The organism is Massilia aurea, assembly GCF_040790145.1.
GTDB lineage: Bacteria > Pseudomonadota > Gammaproteobacteria > Burkholderiales > Burkholderiaceae_D > Telluria > Telluria aurea_C.
This window is the reverse complement of the sequence record NZ_JBFMMP010000004.1, coordinates 218913-236081: the sequence shown is the minus strand read 5'-3', so window position 1 is coordinate 236081 and position 17169 is coordinate 218913. Positions and strand designations below refer to the sequence as shown.

Here is a 17169-nt window from a genome sequence, read left to right as displayed (position 1 = left end):
CATTAATCCAGGAGATGACCATGACGTTACGGCTCGGCGATACCGCCCCCGATTTTGAACAAGAATCCAGCATCGGCACTATCCGCTTCCACGAATGGGCAGGCGACTCGTGGGTCGTGCTGTTTTCGCACCCGGCCGACTTCACGCCGGTCTGCACCACCGAACTGGGCCTGACCGCCAAGCTCAAGCCTGAATTCGACAAGCGCAATGTGAAAGCGATCGCGCTGTCGGTCGATGCCGCCGAAAAGCACCGCGACTGGATCCGCGACATCGAAGAAACCCAGCAGACCGTGGTGGGCTTCCCGATCATCGCCGATGCCAACCGTTCGGTGTCTACGCTGTACGACATGATCCACCCGGAACAGTCGGCCACCGCCACCGTCCGCTCGCTGTTCATCATCGACCCGAACAAGAAAGTGCGCCTGACCATCACCTACCCGATGAGCACCGGCCGCAACTTCGACGAAGTGCTGCGTGTGATCGACGCCCTGCAACTGACCGACGGCTACACGGTTGCCACGCCGGGCAACTGGAAAGATGGCGACGACGTCATCATCCCCTTGACCGTCACCGATCCTGACGTGATCAAGCAGAAGTATCCAAAGGGCTTTGAGGCGCCACGCCCGTACCTGCGCCTGACGCCGCAGCCGAACAAGTAAGCAGCGTCGCGCGTCATCCAAACGGTGGACTGGGCAGTGCCCGGTCCACCGTTTTTTTATGCGCTTTTTTATCCAGGCTTACGAAGATTTCCGCATAAGGACATGCAAGTTCCATGCGTCTACATAGCGTTTCGTGTCTATACAAATAAGGATTCTTTCGTTTGCTTTATGAACATCACGTGCGAATATGCGATCCCGATAGAAGAATTTGTAATAAGGACTCGCATGACATCGCTTGCATTGCCAGGCAGCACGGCAGCGCCCAAGTCGTCGAAAGCGCCGGGCCGGGTCATCCCCGGCTTCGGCCTGTCGCTCGGCTTCACGCTGTTTTACCTGGCGCTGATCGTTCTCATCCCGCTGTCGGCGGTGTTCCTCAATACCTTCAGCATGACCTGGGCCGAGTTCTGGGCCACCGTTACGTCCGAGCGCGTCATGGCGTCGTATCGCCTGAGCTTTGGCGCGTCGCTGATCGCCGCCAGCCTGAACGTGGTGTTCGGCGGCATCGTCGCCTGGGTACTGGTGCGCTATAAATTCCCCGGCAAGCGCTTCATCGATGCGCTGGTCGATCTGCCGTTCGCGCTGCCGACCGCCGTGGCCGGCATCACGCTGACCGCCCTGTACGCGCAGAATGGCTGGATCGGCCAATACCTGGCCGAGTGGGGCATCAAGGTCGCGTTCACGCCGCTGGGCGTGGTTGTGGCGCTGACCTTCATCGGCCTGCCGTTCGTCGTGCGCACGGTGCAGCCGGTGTTGGAGGAAGCTGAACGCGAACTCGAAGAAGCCGCCGCCAGCCTGGGCGCGCCGCCGCTGCAAACCTTTACCCGCGTGGTGCTGCCAACGATCGTGCCGGCGCTGCTCACGGGCTTTGCGCTGGCCTTTGCGCGCGCCACCGGCGAATACGGCTCCGTCATCTTCATCGCCGGCAACCTGCCGATGGTGTCCGAAATCACGCCACTGCTCATCATCTCCAAACTCGAACAATACGACTACGCCGGCGCCACCGCGATTGCCGTCGTGATGCTGGTGTTCTCGTTCGTCCTGCTCCTGACGATCAATCTGCTGCAGGCCTGGACCCGCAAACGGGCGGGCAAATCATGAGCGCCGTCCTCGATAAAGTGACACCGCCACCGCGTCCGCAGGCCGCCAAGGGCAAGCGCCTCGACACCAGCGTGCTCGAGCCGCGCTGGGTCAGCTACCTGTTGATTGCCATCGCGCTGATTTTCCTGACGCTGTTCCTGTTCATTCCACTGGCGGCGGTATTCACCGAAGCGCTCAAGAAGGGCTGGGAAGTGTATGTCGAATCGGTCATCGATCCGGATGCGATATCGGCCATCAAGCTGACCTTGATTGCCGCCGTGATTTCGGTGCCGCTGAATCTCGTGTTCGGGGTATCGGCCGCGTGGGCGATCACCAAGTTCGAATTCCGTGGCAAGAGCATCCTGCTCACGCTGATCGACCTGCCGTTCTCGATCTCGCCCGTCATCGCGGGCCTGATGTATGTGCTGCTGTTCGGCGCCTCGGGCTGGTTCGGCCCGTGGCTGGCCGAGCACGACATCAAGATCCTGTTCGCCGTGCCGGGCATCGTGCTGGCCACCGTGTTCATCACGTTCCCGTTCGTGGCGCGCGAACTGATTCCGCTGATGCAGCAGCAGGGCACCGAAGAAGAAGAAGCGGCGCTGGTGCTGGGCGCGTCGGGCTGGTCGACCTTCTGGCGCGTGACGATGCCGAACATCAAATGGGGCCTGCTGTATGGCGTGATCCTGTGTAACGCCCGCGCGATGGGCGAGTTCGGCGCCGTGTCGGTGGTCTCGGGCCACATCCGCGGTGAGACCAACACCATGCCGCTGCACGTCGAGATCCTCTACAACGAATACAACTTCACGGCCGCATTCGCTGTGGCATCGCTCCTGGCGCTGCTCGCGCTGGTGACGCTGGCCATCAAGTCCTTTATCGAATGGCGTCTGCACCAGGCCAAGTCGGCCTCGCTGGATGCCCCTCACTGAATTTTCGCCGGAGCCACGCATGACGATTGAAGTCCAACACATCCGTAAAAATTTCGGCCAGTTCAAGGCGCTCGACGACGTCTCGCTGCAGTTCCCGGACGGCGAGCTGACTGCCTTGCTCGGCCCGTCGGGCTGCGGCAAGACCACGCTGCTGCGCATCATCGCCGGCCTGGAATACCCGGATTCGGGCACCGTGCTGCTCGATGGCCAGGATTCCTCACACCGCCATGTGCGCGAGCGCCAGGTCGGCTTCGTGTTCCAGCACTACGCGCTGTTCAAGCACATGACCGTATTCGAGAACGTGGCGTTCGGCCTGCGCGTGAAGCCGCGCAGCGAGCGCCCGAGCGAAGACCAGATCCGCGACAAGGTGAAAAAGCTGCTCGAGCTGGTGCAGCTCGACTGGATCGCCGACCGCTATCCGCCGCAGCTGTCGGGCGGCCAGCGCCAGCGGATCGCCCTGGCGCGCGCGCTGGCGGTCGAACCGCGCGTGCTGCTGCTCGACGAGCCGTTCGGCGCGCTCGACGCCAAGGTGCGCAAGGAACTGCGCCGCTGGCTGCGCCGCCTGCACGACGACCTGCACGTGACGTCGATTTTTGTGACCCACGATCAGGAAGAAGCGCTCGAAGTGGCCGACCAGGTGGTCTTGATGAACAAGGGCCGCGTCGAACAACTGGGCAGCCCCGACCAGGTGTATAACCACCCGGCTTCGCCGTTCGTGTACGGCTTCCTGGGCAACGTCAACCTGTTCCATGGCCGCATCCACGAAGGCGTGCTGGCCAGCGGCGACGTGAACTTCCAGGCGCCGCAGCACATCGACGTGCGCGACGGCGCCGGCATCGGCTACGTGCGGCCGCACGATCTCGACGTCGAGCGCTATACCGCCGGCGCGCCGGGCGTGGTGGCCAAGCTGCGTCGCGCGCACGCCATCGGGCCGTTGGCCCAGCTCGATCTCGAGCGCGCCGACAATGGCCAGATGATCGAAGCGGTGCTGCCGAACGAACGCTTCGCCAGCCTGGGCCTGAAAGAAGGCGACACGCTGGTGGTGCGCCCACGCCGCATCGAGGTCTTCGTCGACGAAGGAAGCGCCGTATGAATTTCCAGCAGCTGCGATCGGTGCGCGAAGCGGCCCGCCGCGATTTCAACCTGACCGAAGTCGCCAACGCCCTGTTTACGTCGCAGCCCGGAGTGTCGCGCCAGATCCGCGAACTCGAAGATGAACTGGGGGTGGTGATTTTCGAGCGCAACGGCAAGCGCCTCACGGGCCTGACGCCCCCGGGCAAAGGCATCTTGCGCATCGTCGAAAAGCTGCTGGTCGAAGCCGAGAACCTGCAGCAGGCCAGCCGCGAATTCGCTGGCCAGGACAGCGGCACGCTCACGGTCGCCGTGACCCACACGCAGGCGCGCTACGCGCTGCCGCAAGTGGTGCAATCGTTCCGCGAAGCGTTCCCGAACGTGCGCATCGCCCTGCAGCAAAGCTCGCCGGAACATATCGCCGAGTGGGTCATGTCGGGCAAGGCCGATATCGGCATCGCCACCGAGGGCATTGCCGCGTTTCCCGAGCTGGTGTCGTTTCCGTGCTACCGCTGGAGCCACTTGATCGTGGCGCCTGAAGGGCATCCGATCTTCGCCAGCGGCTCACCGCTGCGCCTCGAAGACCTGGCCGAGCATCCCCTCATCACGTACGACCAGGGTTTTACTGGCCGCGGGCACATCGATGCGGCGTTCGTCGAAGCCGGGCTGGCGCCGGACATCGTGCTCACGGCGATGGATTCGGACGTGATCAAGCAGTATGTGTCGCTGGGGATGGGCGTGGGGATCGTGGCGTCGATGGCATTCGACCATGGCCGCGACAAGGGACTGCGCGCGATCGAGGCGTCGCACCTGTTCGCGCAGAACGTCACGCGCCTGGCGGTGCGGCGCGGGTCGTATCTGCGCGCGTATGCGTTTCATTTCATCGAGCGCTTCGCGCAGGGGTATACGCGGGCGGATATCGAGAAGGCGATTGCGACGACGGAGTGAATTATTGCTGTGGGCTGCGCTGAGGACCTGGATTCCCGCCTGCGCGGGAAGTCATAGCCGCCAGTGGCGGGAATGACGGTTTCAAAGCTGGCGGCTCACGATCATTTCAGGGACCACGTAAAATTGCACGTCGTTCCCGCCCTCGCCGGGCGCCTTGGCGGGAACCCAAGTCAGCCAGCACACCGCCAGCACAAACGAACATCACTTCTTCGTCTTATCGCGCAGTGCATCCGCGCATTCACGCACCAGGCCCGGCCCGGCGTAAATCAACCCACTGTACAACTGCACCAGCTTGGCGCCGGCCGCGAACTTCGCGCGGGCGTCGGGGCCGCGCATGATGCCGCCCACGCCGATGATCGGGATGTCGTCGCGCAGCTCGGTCTTGAGCGCGCGGATCACGATATTCGATTGCTCGAACACGGGCGCGCCCGACAGGCCGCCCGCTTGCTGCGCATGTTTCATGCCTTCGACATCGCGCCGGTTGAGCGTGGTGTTGGTGGCGATGACGCCGTCGATCTTGTGGCGCAGCAGGGCGCCGGCGATATCGCGGATCTGGTCGCCGTCGACGTCCGGCGCGATCTTGAGCGTGAGCGGCACGTAATGGCCGTGCTGGTCGGCCAGGCGCATCTGCTCTTGCTTGAGCTGCGAGAGCAGGCTGTCGAGTTCCGACGCGCCCTGCAGCTGACGCAGGTTCTGCGTGTTCGGCGACGAGATATTTACCGTTACGTAGCTGGCGTACGGGTACACCTTGCGCAGGCATTCGAGGTAGTCGTCGGCGGCGCGCTCGATCGGGGTGTCGGCGTTCTTGCCGATGTTCAGGCCCAGCACGCCCTGCTTCTCCTGGAAGAAGCGCGAGGCCTGCACATTGGCCACGAAGGCGTCGACGCCGCCGTTATTGAAGCCCATGCGATTGATGATCCCGCGCGCGCGCGGCAGGCGGAACATGCGCGGCTTCGGGTTGCCGGCCTGGCCGCGCGGCGTGACCGTGCCGATCTCAATCGAACCGAAGCCCAGGGCGGCCAGGCCGTCAATATAGGCGCCATCCTTGTCCAAGCCGGCGGCCAGGCCGACGGGGTTGGGAAACGTGATACCCATGACGGTGCGCGGATCGGGCCGTGGTTTCCGGAAAGCGCCTGTCAGGCCAAGCGCGGCTGCGCGACGCAGCATGGGCAAGGTCAGGTTGTGCGCCGCTTCGGGATCGAGCGAGAACAGTGCTGGTCGGACGAGGGTATACAGGATTTTGTCTGGCATGGGTTACTCGGTTGAAATATCCCCACCATTTTAACGTGCGTCGGGGGCCGCGTACGTAACGGCGTGTCAACGCAATTGTTAGCGGTTGTGTCCGGAACGGCCCCGTGCAACAGTCTCAGGCGTCGAGTACGCCCCACTGCCCGTCGATACGCGCTTCCAGCGGCCTGAAATTGATCTTGTACGCCATCTTGGGACTCTGTGCGATCCAATAGCCCAGGTACACATGCGACAGGCCCAGCTCGGCCGCCTGGTTCACCTGCCACATGATGTTGTAGGTGCCGTACGACGCGTTCTCGACATCGGGGTCGAAGAAGGTATATACCGATGACAGGCCATCGGACAATACGTCGATGATCGAGACCATGCGCAAGGTGCCATCGGGTTCGCGGAACTCGACCAGGCGCGTGTTGACGCGGCTTTGCAGCAGGAACTGCGCGTACTGGTCGCGGCTGTCCTGGTCCATGCCGCCGCCGACGTGGCGCGTGGTCTGGTAGCGCAGATAGAGCGCGTAATGTTCGTCCGAAAAGGCCAGGTTGGCGACCATCGCGACCAGGTCGCCGTGGCGCTTCCAGGCGCGGCGCTGGGTACGGTTGGGGCGAAAGTCGGCGCACTTGACGCGCACCGGGATGCAGGCCTGGCAGCCGTCGCAATAGGGGCGGTAGGTGAAGATGCCGCTGCGCCGGAAACCATTCTTGACCAGCTCGGAATACACGTCGGCATTGATCAGGTGCGACGGCGTGGCGACCTGCGAGCGCGCCTGACGCGCGTCGAGATAGCTGCAGGGGTAGGGCGCCGTCGTGTAGAACTGCAGCGTTGCGAAGGGCAGGTCGTGTAGGTGCGTCATGCAAGAGCTCTCGGGACGACGTGGGTTGGTGCCTATTCTAGCGAAAACCGGCGCGCCACGACGCTAGTCAACCAACGGTGACGCCACCGTCCACGCATCGATGCCCGGCTTGCCGATGGCGCCACGGACGTGTTCAAGAAAACGGCTGCGCGCAATGGGCGCCGCGCCGAGCGAAGCCAGGTGGCCGGTCTCTTGCTGGCAGTCGACCATGTCGACGCCATGACGCCGCAAAAATGCCACCAGATAGGCCAGCGCGACCTTGGACGCATCCGAGACGCGCGCGAACATCGACTCGCCGTAGAACATGCGGCCGATGCACACGCCATACGCGCCGCCCACAAGTTCGCCATCGAGCCAGACTTCGGCCGAGTGCGCATGCCCGAGCGCGTGCAGGCCCGTGTAGCCGGCGATGATCTCATCCGAGATCCAGGTGCCGGGCCCGTCGCGCCGCGGCGCGGCGCAGGCGCGCATCACGTCTTCAAAGGCGCTGTCGAAGCGCACCTCCCAGCGCCCGCCTTCCGTACGGCTGCGCTCGATCTTGCGCAGCGTTTTCGCCAGGCTGTCGCTGACCTTGAACTGGGCGGTATACAACACCATGCGCGGGTCGGTGCTCCACCACAGGATCGGCTGGCCTTCGGAAAACCACGGGAAGATGCCGTTGCGGTAGGCCTGCAGCAGGCGCTCTGGCGACAGGTCGGCGCCGGCGGCGAGCAGGCCCGGCGCTTCGGCGGTCAGTGCCTTCGACACGTCGGGGAATGGCGTATCGGCTTCGAGCCAGGGAATCATGTCAGTCCGGTTCGCGTGGGGCGATCATCGGGCGGTGGATGGCGAGGCTGTGAAAGCCGAAGCTGCCACCCTCGCGCACTTTGATCCGGTCGGCAAAGAAGAGTTCAAGCGTCGTGCGAATGGTGGGGAAGGCCAGGTCGTCCCATGGGATTTGCGCTTCGGTGAACAGTTGCACGTCCAGGCTTTCGATGCCCGCCGCGTAGTCGAGGTCGCGCAGGCGCGCCAGGTAGAACAGGTGCACCTGGTGCACGTGGGCGACATTGAGCAGCGTAAACAGCGGGCCGAGCTCGACGTTGGCGCCGGCTTCTTCCTCGGTCTCGCGCTGGGCCGCCTGTTCAGTGGTCTCTTCGTTTTCCATGAAGCCGGCCGGCAACGTCCAGTAACCGTAGCGCGGCTCGATCGCGCGCTTGCACAGCAAGATCTGGAGTTCGCCATCGTGCTCCCACACCGGGATGGAACCGACCACCAGTTTCGGATTCTGGTAGTGGATCGTGTTGCAATGCGTGCACACGTAGCGCGGCCGGTTGTCGCCTTCGGGAATGGCCAGCACGACAGGGTGGGCGCACTCGGAGCAGAATTTCATGGGTGGGTGGGGCAGGTTGGTCGTGGCAATACTGTACACCGAATGCGGGGTCGGTAGGGCGGGCGGCCGTGTTGCCGACCAGCGCGTTCTGCGCGCGACCGAGATATAAATTTCTTCAATCGACCATGCGGGGAGGATTAGATTTGCTTAATGACCGACGGTCGCGTATAATTCATTTCACAGACGCGGGGTGGAGCAGTCTGGCAGCTCGTCGGGCTCATAACCCGAAGGTCACAGGTTCAAATCCTGTCCCCGCAACCAGATTCAAGGCCGTTGATTCGAAAGAATCAGCGGCTTTTTGTTTTTCTGACGCCAGTCTGCTTCTTGCTCATCTATAACGGCCTCGATGCAGGTCAACCTCACGCCCCTCTGTTGCAATGCACCGCGGTTTGCCCGGTCGAACTGGAAACGGTCGACAAGTGAGGGGCACGCCATGATCGATGTAGACGACATCAACAAATCCTGGGGCTGGGTGGGCATGAGCGCGGTCGAAGTGCTCGGCGCCAATGCGTTCGGCAATCTCATCATCCGCGACGAGGACGACCAGTTCTGGTGCCTGCGCCCGCACGAGCTTTGTTGCGAGCCGCTCGCCAGCAGCCGCGCCGCGCTCGATGCGCTGTCGTACAACCAGGATTTTCTCAACGACTGGTATATGCCTGAGGCCGTATGCCTGGCCGAAGCCGCGCTGGGGCCGCTCACCGATGGCCGCACCTACTGCCTCAAGATTCCCAGTGCGCTTGGCGGACAGTACGGGTGCGACAACCTGGCCACGGCGCCGCTGGCAGCGCTGATCCGCTTTTCGGGGGAAGGGGCGCAGCAGTTCGACGGGTTGCCGCGCTGGCGTTGAGCGCCTGACAAAATGTCTTGGTGACTCTTGCCCTTCAGCCCGTCGGCTGACGAGAGTTCTTGCATGTGGAACTCCCTGCGAGAGCAGGGTCTGGAACAGTTTGTCTCTATCCGAATGTCGATAACTTTATCATCGCGATACACACCATCGCAGGCGGGTATGACAGCGGCATAGAATCGATGTGGGCCGTAGATTCGGGTAGTGGCTTCTGGTAGGGTGACCCACTTGTACATTCAATCTGCGCAAGTGGCAGAGTGCCGGTCCCCAAATCGACTTGCTAGCCAGGGAAATCATGCCAGCCGTTTCACTCAACGATCGCCGTGTCCTGCTTACTTTGCTCGCGTTTGGCGCTGAAGTCGGCATATTGGCATGGGAATACCTGAACGGTGGAGTTCGTTCCCACCACCTGCTCGCTAATCCGGATTTCCTGGCCGTTTCGAACTGGTGGGGCCTGCTCGTGATCCCGCTATTGACGTGGTGGACCCTGAGCCAGTTACGTCGCCGCGTCGAGAGAAGCGCTGAGCACAGCGCGAACGGGACTGCAGCGCTGGTTGCGTTCGTGTGCGCTCTGGCTTATGGCCTTGCATTGTCGCTGCTGTTCTCGCACGGCAGTATGCTGGTTGACTATGTTTTCTTCGGCCTGCTGGCCCTGGCCCTGGTGCTGCGCCTTTGGCATGGCGAGTATCTGCTCGGCTTCGTTTTCGGCATGGGGTTCGTGGTCGGGCCGATCTTGCCAGCGATGTTCGGCGCCATAATCGCGCTGTTTTCGTGGACGGTTCATACCACCGGGCGTGCATTATGGCGCAAGGTTCGCGCCAAGCGCGGTGTGGCATAACTGACCGGATCCCCTGGCCGACCATCGGTCTCCTTAATCTGTCGGTCTTGGCGGAGACGTTCGTAACGGAATAATCGTCACACGCTCGATTGAATCGCTCGACATATACCAGTCATTGATGACCAGTTCGACATTGTCCACGCATGTGGCGCCGAGTGGCTCATCACGCATGTCTGCGAGCAAGGCTGCAAACGCCCGTGCGTTCTGCAAGGGGGCGACAAAGCGAAACAATGTGGCGTGCGCAGTGATCAATCGATATCGCTGGTCGAGCGATGCGTGCAGGCCTTTCGCACGCAATTCGCTCCGCAGACGTTCGCGCAAGGTTTCCAGGCCGGAGTCGCGTGGAAAACCCTGGGCGATCACGGCGCTACGCGACATGCTGACGCCAGCAAAGTCGATGTCGATTGCCTCGATGCCGTCCAGGGCGGCGCTCACTGCAGCGCGATAATCGGCAAGTCGATGTAAATGTGGCGCAGGGTGATCGGTGACCGTAAATAACGACAAAATCGTTATGTGCATATCATCCGCCGGTTGGCGATATTGCTGTGGTTCAGCGCTCGCCAGGCGATCCAGCACAGCATCGAAGCGCGCCCGCAACGCCTGGCTCGGGCGCGCGATCAATGTCAGGCCCCGGCGCAGGTCACGCCCGGCCATGAGGCGTGCATCGCAGTCGATATTGCCACGGGCGACTGCATCACAAGAGCGATCCCACATGGCATCGTAGTGGCTCTGCAGATGGGCGTTGGCAGCGGTGTCGGTCATGTCGTCTATCCGGGGACAAGCCGCCGGTTCAGTCAGGTTTCAGTCTGTCGCCGGCTTCTCGGCCAGGCTCGCCCACAGGTACGCGGCCGCCAGCGTCCGATGTGGCGCGTAACGCGCCAGCAGGCGCTCGGCCTCCGGCACGCCCGGTCTGGTCGCGTCGCCCGACAGCTGGTGCAGCGCGGCGCGCACGGCGACGTCACCGTGCAGCGAACAATCCGGATAACCGTAGCCCCGCAGCAGCACGTAATTGACCGTCCACGGGCCGATGCCCTTGATGGCCAGCAGTTTCTGGCTGACATCCGCATCTGCGCCACGCTCGAGCGCCAGACTGCCATCGACGACCATGCCCGCCACGCGCAGGATCGTTTCTGCCTTGGCCTTGGAAAACTTGCGGCCCGTCAGTTCCGTGGCGTCGAGCCGGGCGACATCGACCGCTTCCGGATAGCACCACAGCCCCGACGAATGCGCGCGGCCGGCCACTTCGATCAGCGTGCGGCGCAGCGCGATGGCAAATGTCAGGTTGATCTGCTGGCCGACGATGGCCCAGGTCAGCGCTTCGAACACGGTGGCCGACTGCACGATGCGCAGGCCCGGCTGGCGCGCCACGAGTGGCCCCAGCCACGGGTCGTCGCGCACAAAGGCGGCGAATGCGGTCGGGTCGATCCGCAGGCCGAGCACATTCAGCAGCGCCTCGTGCGCCAGCACCTGCACAGCCGGCGTGACCGGCCCGTCGAACAGTACGCGGCAGTGCGCCACGCCGGCATCGAACCGGATCTCGAGCAGCGTCGGTACACCACCGAGCAGCACGCCCTTGCGCAAGCCGCTGGCGTCGACCTGTTCGGCCACGCCTTCCAGGTCGCGGCCATGAAAGGCCAGCACGTCGGCAACGCGGTAGCCGGGCGGCAGCCCGACGCTGTACCGCTCGCTCATGTGCGCGTCAATCATGTGCGTGTCGGTCATTTGACGGCGCTGGACGCCGCCACGCGCCGCCAGGTCGGTTTGAAGCCCGTCACCAGCGCCGTGCCAATCAGGACGATTGCCGAACCGACGATCGTGTGCCAGCCGATCGCTTCATGCAGGAACAGCGCGCCCCACAGGATGCCGAACACGGGACTGAGGAACGTCACCGTCAGCGCCGAGGTGGCGCCGACGTCCGCGATCAGCTTGAAATAGATGATGTAGGCGATGCCGCTGCAGGCCACGCCAAGTGCCAGCACGGCGCCCATGATGCCGACGGTCGGTTCGCCCGGCGCCGGGAAGAACGCGACGAGCGGCAGCACCAGCAGGGCAGAGGCCCACATCGAACCGTGCGCATTGGCGAACGGCGCCACGCCGTTCTGGCTGGCCGCGGTCGACTTGGTGTACTGGCTGGCGATGCTGTAGCTGAAGGCCGCGATAAGGGTTGCGACCACGGCCAGGCCCGCGCCTGGCCGTTCGGCCACATGGTCGAAGCCGACCAGCAGCGCCACGCCGGCGGTGCCGAGCAGCAGGCCGAGGGCGCTGCGACCGGTGATGGTCTGCCGTGCCCACACGGCGCCGACCAGCGCGCCCCACATCGGCGCGGTGGCATTGAGCACCGCCAGCACCGATGCCGACAGCGTGCGCGCGGCAAACGCAAACAGTAAAAAGGGCAGGGCAGAGTTGAACAGGCCGAGGATCAGGTAATGCTTCCAGTGGCGCCGCACGTTCAGCGGCGCGCCGCGTCCGCGCAGGTGCAGTACCCAGCTCACCAGCGCGAGGAATACGGCGGCCAGCGCCAGCCTGTATTCGATCAGCACCGCAGGCCCCAGCACCGGCGCGGCAATGCGCATGAAGAGGAAGGAGCCGCCCCAGATGGCGGCCAGCGCAACGAGGCGCAGCATGTTCGCGGTGTTCATGTGGTCGAAAAAAATGGCCGTTATTTAACTGACCATTGTGGCAGGGCCGAGGCATTCGTGCCAGCCGCTTCTTGCTGTCGATATCAGGTCAGGCGGCGCTGGCGAGCGTGAGCGCCGCCGCATGCGGCATGATTAAAGTCTGCGGCACCGCGTTCTTCACGGCCGTCATTTCGGCCATGATCGACACCGCGATTTCGGCCGGCGTCTTGCTGCCGATGTACAGGCCGATCGGACCATGCAGGCGCGCCAGTTCGGCGTCGGTGATGTCGAACAGCTTGAGACGTTCGCGCCGCTTGGCGTTGTTGGCGCGCGAGCCGATCGCGCCGACATAGAAGGCGTCGGACTTGAGCGCCTCCATCAGCGCCAGGTCGTCGAGCTTCGGGTCATGTGTGAGCGCCACGACGGCACTGCGCGCATCGAGCCTGGCGTCGATCACCAGGTCGTCGGGCATCGCATGCACCAGCGTCACCCCTGGGATGTGAAAGCCGCTGCGGTATTCCTCGCGCGGGTCGCACACAGTGACGCGGTAATCCATGCCGGCCGCGATCTGGGCCAAAAAGCGCGACAGCGGGCCGGCGCCGATGATGTACAGGCGCCAGCGCGGCCCGTGCAGCGTGTGCAGCACGCCATCCTCGACGCGCTGGATGGCCGTGGCCTGCGCCGTGGCGAGGGTCACGGCGCCGGTGGCCAGCGTCACGCTGCGCTCGACCAGCTCGCCCTGGCCAAGGCGCGCCAGCAGGTCCTTGATGCCGCTCGCGCTCGCGCTCGACAATGGCTCGATGGCGAGTTCGATGGTACCGCCGCAGGGCAGCCCGAAGCGGTGCGCTTCATCGGCGCTGATGCCGTAGCTGATGATGTCGGGGAGGGTGATTTCGATGCCGTTGTCGCGCACGCGGGCGATCAGGTCGTCTTCGATGCAGCCGCCGGAGACCGAGCCGACCACCTGGCCATCTTCGCAGATGGCCAGCGTGGCGCCGACCGGGCGCGGGCTCGAGCCCCAGGTCTTGATGACCGTGACCAGCTGGCAGCGCTGGCCGCCGTCAAGCCAGGCGGCGCAGGTTTTCAGTACGTCGAGGTCAATGCTGTCCATGGTGTTCGTGTCGCCGGGGCGGGTGAGTGGGATGGACAATCATACAAAAAAAGCGGGGAGGACGTGCGGAGGTAGTGTGTGGCGTACTTGGGTTCCCGCCTCCGCGGGAATGACGGTTTGGCGGCTAGCAGCAAATTCAATCGTAGCTGGTAACTTGAAGACCGTCGTTCCCGCCCTCGCCGGGCGCCTTGGCGGGAACCCAAGTCAGTCGAGAAGTGTTACCGCAGACAGCACCTCACAATCAAGGCACCAGCGGCTTTTTCCCGCTTTGCTTGCCCTTGACCTCACCGATCGCCTTGTCGATCGCCGTCACGCGCATCGCCGTGGCCGGGTGATTCGCCGTGTAGCCGTTGAGGATCCTGGCCGGGTAGGTCGCCGCCAGCCGCTTCCAGAAGCTTGACGCCCCCTCATAGCGGTAGCCGGCGCGCGCCAGCAGGTAGATCGCCAGGCGGTCGGCAGCCACGTCGTCGGCCGCCGGCATCGCCTTGATGCCGCCGCTGCCGATCAGCATCGAGGTATCGGGCGTGATCGCGGTCAGGTTGTCGACGATGCTGCCGATGGTGGCGGCGTTGCGCTGCGTGGCCGCGTGGCCCAGCATATTGTGCGCCATCGTGCGCGCCACCACGTACGCCAGTTCGTCGTCGTTCTGCGCGAAGCCCAGCATGCCGCGCGTGACCATCACGCGGCTGCCGTCGGCATACGCATTGATGTTGTCGGCGTTGCCCAGTTCAATGGCGAAGGCGCAGGCGCGCGTGACCGGGATGGTCAGGTCGCGCGGCTTGCCGGCTCGTTCGATCGACAGCGGCAGGCTGGCCTGCTTGGCCACGATGGGACCGAACACGGCGCCGGCCTGGCTCAATGCATTCGGGCCTTCCGGCAGCGGCGTGCCGGCGGCGGCCAGCAGGCGGTCGCCCTGGCGCAGGCCGGCCTTGGCCGCGCCGCTGCCATTCAACACGTTGGTCACCTGCAGGCGCTCGTCCATGCCAAGCACCACCCACGCCGCTTCGTTGTACTGGCCCGGATAGGTGTAGCGGTTTTTTGCGGTGAAACCCAGCAGGTTGCGCGCATGCTTGGTGCACAGCGCGGCGTTGTCGATCAGGAGCGGCGCGGCGACGCGGTACAGGCGATCCTGCTGCGCAGCCATGCGCTGGAGCAGTTCGGCGGCGGCCGCCATCTGCGGCGTGACCTGGGGCTTGCCCGGCGCCTGTTCGACTGGCACGGCACCAGGCTCGGTCGACGATTGCATTGGCCCCGGCGTGCTGCAGGCGGCGAGCAATGCTGCAGTGGCGACGACGAAGGCCGTGGAGGTGAATCGATGCAAGCGTTGAAGGCGAATCATGGTGCTCCTCATGGTTTGTTATTGTTTGCCGGTGCTGCCGAACCCACCGACGCCACGGTCGCTCGAAGCGAAATCCGTCACCACGTTGAAAGCCACTTGCAGTACCGGCACGACGATCAGTTGCGCGAGCCGGTCCATTGGCTGCAGCACGAAGGCGGTGTTACTGCGATTCCAGGTCGAGACCATCAGCTGGCCCTGGTAATCGGAGTCGATCAAGCCTACCAGATTGCCCAGGACGATGCCGCTCTTGTGGCCGAGCCCACTGCGTGGCAGGATCATCGCGGCGTAGCCCGGGTCGCCGATATGGATTGCCAGGCCAGTCGGCACCAGGACGGTTTGTCCAGGCTCGATGGTCAAGGGCGCATCCAGGCAGGCGCGCAGGTCCAGGCCTGCGCTGCCCGGCGTGCCGTAGGCCGGCAGCAGGTCCTGCATGCGCGGGTCGAGGATTTTGAGGTCGATATTCTTCATGACGGATTCTTCGGTGATTCAGGTAAGGAGGGACCGTTGTTCGAGGCGCTTGCCGATCTCGGAGACCAGCTGGCGCGCCAGCGTGAGCTTGTCGGCGCGTTCGAGCAGCACGTGGCCGTTCTCGTCGAACAGGATGATCGTGTTGTCGTCCTGCCCGAACGTCTGCGGGCCGATATTGCCGACCAAAAGGGGGATGCCCTTCTTCTCGCGCTTGGCCGCGCCATACGTTTCAAGCTGCTCGGATTCGGCGGCAAAGCCCACGCAATAGGGCCAACCCGACAGCGACACGGTCGCCGCCACCGACGCCAGGATGTCCGCGTTCTGCGCGAATTCCAGCGCGGGCGGGGCGCCATCAAGCGTCTTCTTGAGCTTCTGGTCGCTGGCATTGACGACGCGCCAGTCGGCCACCGCCGCCACGCCGATGAATACGTGCTGGCCTTCCACGCCGGCCATCACCGCATCGTGCATCTGCTGCGCGGTGAGCACGTCGATGCGGCGCACGCCGTGCGGCGTGGGCAGCGACACCGGGCCGGACACCAGCGTGACCTCGGCGCCGGCTTCACGCGCGGCGCGCGCGATGGCGTAACCCATCTTGCCCGACGACAGATTGGTGATGCCGCGCACCGGGTCGATCGGCTCGAATGTCGGCCCGGCCGTGATCATCACGCGCCGACCGGCCAGCACCTTGTGCTGGAACGACGCGATCAGTTCATCGACCAGTTCATCGGCTTCGAGCATGCGGCCCAGGCCCGTCTCGCCGCACGCCTGCGCGCCGCTGCCGGGACCGAACAGGCACACACCGTCGGCGCGCAGTTGCGCCACGTTGCGCTGCGTGGCCGGGTTGTCCCACATCTCGACGTTCATCGCCGGCGCCACGTGCAGCGGTACATGGCGCGGGCGCGCCACGCACAGCAGCGACAGCAGATCGTCGGCGGCGCCGTGCACCAGTTTGCGGATGAAGTCGGCCGAGCAGGGCGCGATCAGGACCGCGTCGGCATTCCTGGTCAGGTCGATGTGGGCCATATTGTTGGCCATGCGCGCATCCCACTGGTCCAGGTAGACCGGGTTGCCCGAGACAGCCTGCATGGTCACGGCGCCGATGAAGTGCGTCGCCGCGTCGGTCATCACCACCTGCACGCTGGCGCCCTGCTTGACCAGGGCGCGACACAGTTCGGCGGCCTTGTAGCAGGCCACGCCCCCGGTCAGGCCCAGCACGATGCGCTTGCCTTTGAGGTCCATGCTCATTCTCCTGACACGGTTACGACTTGTTCACGCGCCGGAATTCGTCCAGCACGAACAGCACTGCGCCGACCGAGATGCCGATGTCGGCGATATTAAAGGCCGGGAAATGGCCGATCCCGGTCCAGTAGAAATCGAGGAAGTCGATCACGTGGCCGTGCACGACGCGGTCGATGCCGTTGCCGACCGCGCCGGCCATGATCAGCGCGAGCGCGAAGCAGAACAGGCGCTGGCTCGCGTTCTTGCTCATCATGTACAGGCAGAACACCACCGCGCCGATGGCGATACCCAGGAACAGCCAGCGCTGCCAGCCGCTCGCGTCGCCCAAAAAGCTGAACGCCGCGCCCGGGTTGTACACCTTGATCAGGTTGAAGAAGCTCGTGAGCGGCACCGTCTCGGCATACGCGAAGGTGCGCTCGACGGTGAGCTTGGTGACCTGGTCGAGCAGGACGATGATCAGCGACAGCCCGATCCAGGGGAACATGCTGGCGCCGACGCTCTTGTTCGTACTGCGCTTGACGAGGGTGGCGCCCGAAGGCGCTGGTTTCTTTTTGGTTGCCATGGTGT

19 protein-coding genes and 1 tRNA gene are annotated in these 17169 nt (G+C 64.1%); 8 read left to right on the top strand and 12 right to left on the bottom strand.

Annotated features, from left to right (window positions below):
• Positions 1 to 20 precede the first annotated feature (20 nt).
• The 5 genes from AB2N08_RS09215 to AB2N08_RS09195 all read left to right on the top strand — a co-directional run bounded on the left by AB2N08_RS09215 (position 21) and on the right by AB2N08_RS09195 (position 4681).
• Positions 21 to 659 (top strand): peroxiredoxin, encoded by a 639-nt coding sequence (locus AB2N08_RS09215; RefSeq protein WP_367610341.1) that lies wholly within the window; start codon positions 21 to 23, stop codon positions 657 to 659.
• Positions 660 to 884: 225 nt separating this feature from the next.
• Complete coding sequence (gene cysT, locus AB2N08_RS09210; protein ID WP_367610340.1) at positions 885 to 1757, top strand: sulfate ABC transporter permease subunit CysT; 873 nt, start codon at positions 885 to 887, stop codon at positions 1755 to 1757.
• Positions 1754 to 2662: a sulfate ABC transporter permease subunit CysW gene (gene cysW, locus AB2N08_RS09205; RefSeq protein WP_367610339.1), complete on the top strand. Its 909-nt coding sequence runs from the start codon at positions 1754 to 1756 to the stop codon at positions 2660 to 2662. Before cysT ends, cysW begins: the two co-directional genes overlap by 4 nt.
• A gap of 19 nt (positions 2663 to 2681) precedes the next feature.
• Positions 2682 to 3755 carry a sulfate/molybdate ABC transporter ATP-binding protein gene (locus tag AB2N08_RS09200; RefSeq protein ID WP_367610338.1) on the top strand — a complete coding sequence of 358 codons (1074 nt, stop codon included), beginning with the start codon at positions 2682 to 2684 and terminating at the stop codon, positions 3753 to 3755.
• Entirely contained in the window at positions 3752 to 4681 is a 930-nt protein-coding gene (locus AB2N08_RS09195) for a CysB family HTH-type transcriptional regulator (RefSeq protein ID WP_367610337.1), read from the top strand. The genes AB2N08_RS09200 and AB2N08_RS09195 overlap by 4 nt, the downstream gene beginning before the upstream one ends.
• Before the next feature lie 201 nt (positions 4682 to 4882).
• Here AB2N08_RS09195 and AB2N08_RS09190 read toward each other — a convergent pair whose 3' ends face one another.
• From AB2N08_RS09190 to AB2N08_RS09175, 4 genes are all read right to left on the bottom strand, one after another.
• Positions 4883 to 5932 carry a quinone-dependent dihydroorotate dehydrogenase gene (locus AB2N08_RS09190; protein ID WP_367610336.1) on the bottom strand — a complete coding sequence of 350 codons (1050 nt, stop codon included), beginning with the start codon at positions 5930 to 5932 and terminating at the stop codon, positions 4883 to 4885.
• Between the two features lie 115 nt (positions 5933 to 6047).
• The gene (locus tag AB2N08_RS09185; protein ID WP_367610335.1) at positions 6048 to 6776 is read right to left on the bottom strand and encodes an arginyltransferase; all 729 of its coding nucleotides are present in this window, start codon (positions 6774 to 6776) and stop codon (positions 6048 to 6050) included.
• Positions 6777 to 6839: 63 nt separating this feature from the next.
• Entirely contained in the window at positions 6840 to 7562 is a 723-nt protein-coding gene (gene aat / locus AB2N08_RS09180) for a leucyl/phenylalanyl-tRNA--protein transferase (RefSeq protein WP_367610334.1), read from the bottom strand.
• Position 7563: 1 nt separating this feature from the next.
• A complete protein-coding gene (locus AB2N08_RS09175; protein ID WP_367610333.1) occupies positions 7564 to 8145 on the bottom strand; it encodes an NUDIX hydrolase in 582 nt (193 codons plus the stop codon).
• A 184-nt stretch (positions 8146 to 8329) separates the two neighbouring features.
• Here AB2N08_RS09175 and AB2N08_RS09170 point away from each other — a divergent pair.
• The 3 genes from AB2N08_RS09170 (at position 8330) to AB2N08_RS09160 (ending at position 9827) form a co-directional block, all read left to right on the top strand.
• Positions 8330 to 8406: transfer RNA gene (locus AB2N08_RS09170), tRNA-Met, on the top strand.
• Between the two features lie 172 nt (positions 8407 to 8578).
• Positions 8579 to 8992 carry a T6SS immunity protein Tdi1 domain-containing protein gene (locus AB2N08_RS09165; protein ID WP_367610332.1) on the top strand — a complete coding sequence of 138 codons (414 nt, stop codon included), beginning with the start codon at positions 8579 to 8581 and terminating at the stop codon, positions 8990 to 8992.
• A gap of 292 nt (positions 8993 to 9284) precedes the next feature.
• A complete protein-coding gene (locus tag AB2N08_RS09160) occupies positions 9285 to 9827 on the top strand; it encodes a hypothetical protein (protein WP_367610331.1) in 543 nt (180 codons plus the stop codon).
• A gap of 33 nt (positions 9828 to 9860) precedes the next feature.
• On the opposite strand, the gene AB2N08_RS09155 is transcribed toward AB2N08_RS09160, so the two are convergent.
• From AB2N08_RS09155 to lspA, 8 genes are all read right to left on the bottom strand, one after another.
• Positions 9861 to 10589, bottom strand: a complete 729-nt coding sequence (locus AB2N08_RS09155; RefSeq protein WP_367610330.1) for a 2'-5' RNA ligase family protein — start codon at positions 10587 to 10589, stop codon at positions 9861 to 9863.
• 39 nt (positions 10590 to 10628) lie between these two features.
• Positions 10629 to 11534, bottom strand: coding sequence for a DNA-3-methyladenine glycosylase family protein (locus AB2N08_RS09150; RefSeq protein WP_367610329.1), 906 nt, complete (start codon positions 11532 to 11534; stop codon positions 10629 to 10631).
• Positions 11535 to 11545: 11 nt separating this feature from the next.
• The gene (locus tag AB2N08_RS09145) at positions 11546 to 12466 is read right to left on the bottom strand and encodes a DMT family transporter (RefSeq protein WP_367610328.1); all 921 of its coding nucleotides are present in this window, start codon (positions 12464 to 12466) and stop codon (positions 11546 to 11548) included.
• Between the two features lie 88 nt (positions 12467 to 12554).
• Positions 12555 to 13556, bottom strand: coding sequence for an XdhC family protein (locus tag AB2N08_RS09140; protein ID WP_367610327.1), 1002 nt, complete (start codon positions 13554 to 13556; stop codon positions 12555 to 12557).
• A gap of 241 nt (positions 13557 to 13797) precedes the next feature.
• Complete coding sequence (locus tag AB2N08_RS09135; RefSeq protein WP_367610326.1) at positions 13798 to 14895, bottom strand: M48 family metalloprotease; 1098 nt, start codon at positions 14893 to 14895, stop codon at positions 13798 to 13800.
• An 18-nt stretch (positions 14896 to 14913) separates the two neighbouring features.
• Positions 14914 to 15363, bottom strand: a complete 450-nt coding sequence (gene dut / locus AB2N08_RS09130) for a dUTP diphosphatase (protein ID WP_367610325.1) — start codon at positions 15361 to 15363, stop codon at positions 14914 to 14916.
• Positions 15364 to 15381: 18 nt separating this feature from the next.
• Positions 15382 to 16602, bottom strand: coding sequence for a bifunctional phosphopantothenoylcysteine decarboxylase/phosphopantothenate--cysteine ligase CoaBC (gene coaBC, locus AB2N08_RS09125; RefSeq protein ID WP_367610324.1), 1221 nt, complete (start codon positions 16600 to 16602; stop codon positions 15382 to 15384).
• A 19-nt stretch (positions 16603 to 16621) separates the two neighbouring features.
• On the bottom strand, positions 16622 to 17164 hold the full coding sequence (gene lspA, locus AB2N08_RS09120) for a signal peptidase II (protein ID WP_367610323.1): 543 nt from the start codon (positions 17162 to 17164) through the stop codon (positions 16622 to 16624).
• Positions 17165 to 17169 lie beyond the last annotated feature (5 nt).

Bases quoted from the DNA above. Each gene is read 5' to 3' on its own strand.
- aat (WP_367610334.1), bottom strand. From the start codon at position 7,562: ATGATTCCCTGGCTCGAAGCCGATACGCCATTCCCCGACGTGTCGAAG.
- AB2N08_RS09175 (WP_367610333.1), bottom strand. From the start codon at position 8,145: ATGAAATTCTGCTCCGAGTGCGCCCACCCTGTCGTGCTGGCCATTCCC.
- AB2N08_RS09165 (WP_367610332.1), top strand. From the start codon at position 8,579: ATGATCGATGTAGACGACATCAACAAATCCTGGGGCTGGGTGGGCATG.
- AB2N08_RS09195 (WP_367610337.1), top strand. From the start codon at position 3,752: ATGAATTTCCAGCAGCTGCGATCGGTGCGCGAAGCGGCCCGCCGCGAT.
- AB2N08_RS09135 (WP_367610326.1), bottom strand. From the start codon at position 14,895: ATGATTCGCCTTCAACGCTTGCATCGATTCACCTCCACGGCCTTCGTC.
- AB2N08_RS09200 (WP_367610338.1), top strand. From the start codon at position 2,682: ATGACGATTGAAGTCCAACACATCCGTAAAAATTTCGGCCAGTTCAAG.
- AB2N08_RS09185 (WP_367610335.1), bottom strand. From the start codon at position 6,776: ATGACGCACCTACACGACCTGCCCTTCGCAACGCTGCAGTTCTACACG.
- AB2N08_RS09160 (WP_367610331.1), top strand. From the start codon at position 9,285: ATGCCAGCCGTTTCACTCAACGATCGCCGTGTCCTGCTTACTTTGCTC.
- AB2N08_RS09140 (WP_367610327.1), bottom strand. From the start codon at position 13,556: ATGGACAGCATTGACCTCGACGTACTGAAAACCTGCGCCGCCTGGCTT.
- cysT (WP_367610340.1), top strand. From the start codon at position 885: ATGACATCGCTTGCATTGCCAGGCAGCACGGCAGCGCCCAAGTCGTCG.
- lspA (WP_367610323.1), bottom strand. From the start codon at position 17,164: ATGGCAACCAAAAAGAAACCAGCGCCTTCGGGCGCCACCCTCGTCAAG.
- dut (WP_367610325.1), bottom strand. From the start codon at position 15,363: ATGAAGAATATCGACCTCAAAATCCTCGACCCGCGCATGCAGGACCTG.
- AB2N08_RS09155 (WP_367610330.1), bottom strand. From the start codon at position 10,589: ATGACCGACACCGCTGCCAACGCCCATCTGCAGAGCCACTACGATGCC.
- AB2N08_RS09215 (WP_367610341.1), top strand. From the start codon at position 21: ATGACGTTACGGCTCGGCGATACCGCCCCCGATTTTGAACAAGAATCC.
- AB2N08_RS09190 (WP_367610336.1), bottom strand. From the start codon at position 5,932: ATGCCAGACAAAATCCTGTATACCCTCGTCCGACCAGCACTGTTCTCG.
- AB2N08_RS09145 (WP_367610328.1), bottom strand. From the start codon at position 12,466: ATGAACACCGCGAACATGCTGCGCCTCGTTGCGCTGGCCGCCATCTGG.
- cysW (WP_367610339.1), top strand. From the start codon at position 1,754: ATGAGCGCCGTCCTCGATAAAGTGACACCGCCACCGCGTCCGCAGGCC.
- AB2N08_RS09150 (WP_367610329.1), bottom strand. From the start codon at position 11,534: ATGATTGACGCGCACATGAGCGAGCGGTACAGCGTCGGGCTGCCGCCC.
- coaBC (WP_367610324.1), bottom strand. From the start codon at position 16,602: ATGGACCTCAAAGGCAAGCGCATCGTGCTGGGCCTGACCGGGGGCGTG.